3 protein-coding genes are annotated in these 4,047 nt (G+C 41.7%); 2 read left to right on the plus strand and 1 reads right to left on the minus strand.

All coding sequences use genetic code 11. The annotated features are described in order from the left end of the window. Window positions 1-33 precede the first annotated feature (33 nt). Window positions 34-1,416, minus strand: a complete 1,383-nt coding sequence (locus Q0212_RS12280; RefSeq protein ID WP_297925923.1) for a nicotinate phosphoribosyltransferase — start codon at window positions 1,414-1,416, stop codon at window positions 34-36. 281 nt (window positions 1,417-1,697) lie between these two features. Here Q0212_RS12280 and Q0212_RS12285 point away from each other — a divergent pair, with 281 nt between their 5' ends. Together Q0212_RS12285 and Q0212_RS12290 are read left to right on the plus strand one after the other, a co-directional pair. Beyond that, on the plus strand, window positions 1,698-2,435 hold the full coding sequence (locus Q0212_RS12285; RefSeq protein WP_297925925.1) for an NUDIX domain-containing protein: 738 nt from the start codon (window positions 1,698-1,700) through the stop codon (window positions 2,433-2,435). An 89-nt stretch (window positions 2,436-2,524) separates the two neighbouring features. Beyond that, a partial coding sequence (locus tag Q0212_RS12290) for a 5'-3' exonuclease H3TH domain-containing protein (RefSeq protein WP_297925927.1) occupies window positions 2,525-4,047 on the plus strand: 1,523 nt, incomplete at its 3' end.

Below are 4,047 nucleotides of genomic sequence, written 5' to 3' on the forward strand. Positions count from 1 at the left end.
AACAACCTAAATAAGTAGGTTTAGATAGATTTTTCATATACAGTGTGTAACCCTTGCTCTAATCTTTGCCAAACTTTCATCAACCAACAATACACCATTACGATAAACCACTCGTAATTGATTTTGTTGTTGGCCTAAATCTTGTTCACGAATGGTTTGATATTGACCTTCGCTATTTTTCACTAAAGCCAAACGACCTTTTTTGCTACGTTTACCACTGTCAGTAATTGGGTCTTTAAACACATCACGCCAAACACCATTAACACACACCGCAGAGGCTTTCATGGCAAATTTTTGGGTATCACGATTAACCTTTTGTAATAACTCGCCACCCATGCCAAAGGCAATGTTATCTGCCGATAAACCGCGTTTTGTCATTTCGACTAAAATCGCTTCAATGCTGCTTAAACAAATACCATCACCTTGAATCACCCGTACACAATCAGGCAACACTTTAAAACCTTTGCTGTTGGTACGAAAACCAAATTTCGCCATCAACTTTTCAATGGTGGTGCTCACAATTTGCACAGGGTCACCACTATCAGGACGAATCACTAATGTGCCACCACTATTCATCACCGCATCGCGTAGCTCTGTACCCCACAAATTATCAATCGCATTCCACAAATCATAAGAATCGCTAACCACCGCCACCAATTTGCCTTGCCCCGAAAATTGTTTGAGCATATTGGCATACGCAGCTTGTTCGCCATCACGACCCCAACTGGTAATGGTGCTGTGTTCGGCGGCAGGAATCGAAAAACCTGCCATTGGCTCTTGATAATAACGACGTGCAGCGACAATCGCGCTTAACGTATCTGTGCCCATAAAGTTAACTAAGTGCGCCATACCACCCAATGCGGCGGACTCGAAGGAGCTTGCGCCTCTTGAGCCGAAGTCGTGGAGCTTAAAAAGTAAACCCTCCATGTTATCGGCTGTTCGTGCTAAATAACGGGCAATTACTTGTTTGCAAGCATACGATACACTGGCCACTGTGGTCGGATACCACACCGCTCTTAACAAAGCTGTTTCGATATAACTGGTTAACCATGCACAATTGTCATCGGTGTTTTTGACTTGCACTAAGACGTTGTGGGTATTAACCAATGAGCCTTCAGGTACGGCTTGAATCTCAATCGGCAAATAACCATTATAGGTGTCTAAAATGTATTGCCAGCCTGTTTTGTTAAACGGTAAACCATGAGCAACTAATACCGCTTCTGCTTCATCAATATCTGCTTGAGTAAACGGCTTTAATAACGTTTGTTTAATAAAAGCCTGCAAGCCAAAAAATAAAGTTTGCTCAAACATGCCACCACGGGATTCAATGTAACTAGAAACCACAGTGGTATTAGCAGGATATTGCACATAGTGTGAGGCTTTATAAGAATCGGCATTTAATAAGATGTTGCTCATGATGGAATCCCCAACATTGATTTAAATTTCACGACTAAATCGGTCTATCCAATTTAGCTTTTAGGATTAAGTAGAATCCCTACTTAATCTTGACGACTTAATTATTGTCTTAAAGACACTAATTGTCAAGCTGATTTTTACTGCACTTACGCATTTCATCGAAATTAGTGCGTTTTGTGAGCATAAAACCGTTGAAAACGGTTGAAATGTGAGCAAATAAGCGATAACCGCGTCAGTGCTAATAAGGTTATAATTTAAAAAATTTTTGAGCCATCACTGCCATGACCACTTTTAACTCCGAAGCCGAATTTTTGGCGGCTTATAATATTCATGATTATCCTGTGCCATTGGCTTCGGTGGATGTCTGTATTTTTACCTTGCACCAACAAACCTTAAAAGTGTTATTGGTTAAACGTAAAGATTATCCCCACAAAGATAGATGGGCATTGGCAGGTGGTTTTATTGATATTCAACAAGATACGCACCTAGAAAATACCGCATTACGAACATTAAGCAAAAAAACTGGTGTGGCTACACCCTATTTGGAACAATTAGCGACTATTGGTAATGGGCAACGTGATCCTCGCGGTTGGTCAATGACGGCGGTGTATTTTGCCCTCATTCCTTATGTTGAGTTATTGCAAACAGGCACAGAACTCAGCCAATGGTGTGAGGTGAATTTGGCTTTAAATTTAGACTTGGCTTTTGATCATCGGCAATTATTAAGCTTAGCGTTGGAGCGTGTTCGCGCTAAAGTGTTATATACCTTAATTCCTGCCCATTTAATTAGCTCACCTTTTACCCTCACCGAACTACAACGTGCCTATGAAATTATTATGGGACATGAGATTGAGAAAAAATCGTTTAGACGGCGTTTGGAACGCGAACAAGTGTTAAATGAAACTGGTCAAATTAAACAAGAAGGGGCTGGCCGACCTGCTGCCTTATATACCTTAAAGCCTGAATGTGCGGTATTTAATTTTAAAAGACAGTTGGAACAACTACCAACAACGAATTAATTTGTCGTCTTAAATATAGAAATCGTTTATCTAAACCCTAAGCCGTCTATAATTCGGCCTTATTACATTTGTTTATTGGATACGCACTCATGTCTCGTAAGCCGCTTGTTTTGGTCGATGGCTCGTTTTATATCTATCGCTCCTTTTTTGCTCTGCCCCCCCTTTCCACCAAAGACGGCCAACCGACAGGTGCAATTAAAGGCGCGTTAAACGCTCTCAATAAATTACTCAAACAATATCAACCTAGCCATGTTGCTGTTGTTTTTGATGCAGGTGGCGCAACCTTTAGACATGAATTATCTGCTGATTACAAAGCCCACCGTCCGCCTACACCCGATGACTTAAAAGCACAATTTGCCCCTTTACAAGACATTGTACGGGCGATGGGTTTGCCTGTGTTATTAGAGCAAGGCGTCGAAGGGGATGATATTTTAGGCACATTAGCGGTTGAAGCAGCCAGTCATGGTTGGGATGTGATTATCTCAACGGGCGACAAAGACATGGCACAATTGGTGAATGAGCGTATTACCCTTGTTAATCCGTTTATGGATACGGTGCTAGACACAACAGGCGTAGAGGCAAAGTTTGGCGTTAAACCGAGTCAAATTATTGATTATTTGGCTTTAGTTGGCGACTCTTCTGATGGTATTGCGGGTGTGCAAGGTGTAGGGCCAAAAACGGCGGTTAAGTGGTTACAAGAGCATGGCTCGATTGCCAATTTAATTGCCAATGCCGCCAGTATTAAAGGTAAAGTCGGTGAAACCTTTAGAAATAGCTTGCCACAAGTCGCGATGAGCCAACAGCTCGCCACCATTGATTGCCAATTAGCCTTAAAAGTGCATCCTGATGCGCTAATTCGTCAAACAGCCAATCACGCTGCTTTAAAAGAGCTTTATCAACGTTTTGAGTTTAATGCTTTATTAGCGAGTGTAGATGCGTCTGCTCTACCGACACTGGATGAACAAAGTGAACCCGAAGCCCCACCGATTAGCACTAAATATCATACGGTTACGACAACTTCGGCATGGTCAGCCCTGTTAGATAAACTTAATTTAGCCCCTGCTTTTGCCTTTGATACCGAAACCACTAGCCTAAATTATAAAGAAGCGCGGATTGTTGGATTTTCGGTGTCTTTAGTGGTGGGTGAAGCCTACTATGTGCCACTTGCACACAGTTATTTAGGTGCGCCCGAACAACTCGACCGTGATACGGTATTAAAACAACTCAAACCACTGTTAGAAAATCCGCATATTGGCAAAATTGGTCAACACTTAAAATACGATACCCATGTGTTAGCTAATCATGGCATTAACTTACAAGGTATTGTCTTTGATACCATGCTCGCTTCTTATGTGTTAGATGCCACCGCTACTCGCCATAATCTTGATGATTTAGCCAAACATTATCTTAACTATCAAACCACGACTTTTGAGGAACTAGCAGGCAAAGGCGTAAAACAACTGACGTTTGACCAAATAGAAATTGACGCAGCGAGCAATTATGCCTGTGAAGATGCCGATATTACCTTAAGACTCAAAGAGTTATTTGTGCCTAAATTATTGGCTGAGCCATCACTCAATCGTTTATTGCACGATATCGAAATGCCTGTTGC

It is taken from the genome of uncultured Agitococcus sp., from assembly GCF_937920075.1.
In the GTDB taxonomy this organism is placed as follows: domain Bacteria; phylum Pseudomonadota; class Gammaproteobacteria; order Pseudomonadales; family Moraxellaceae; genus Agitococcus.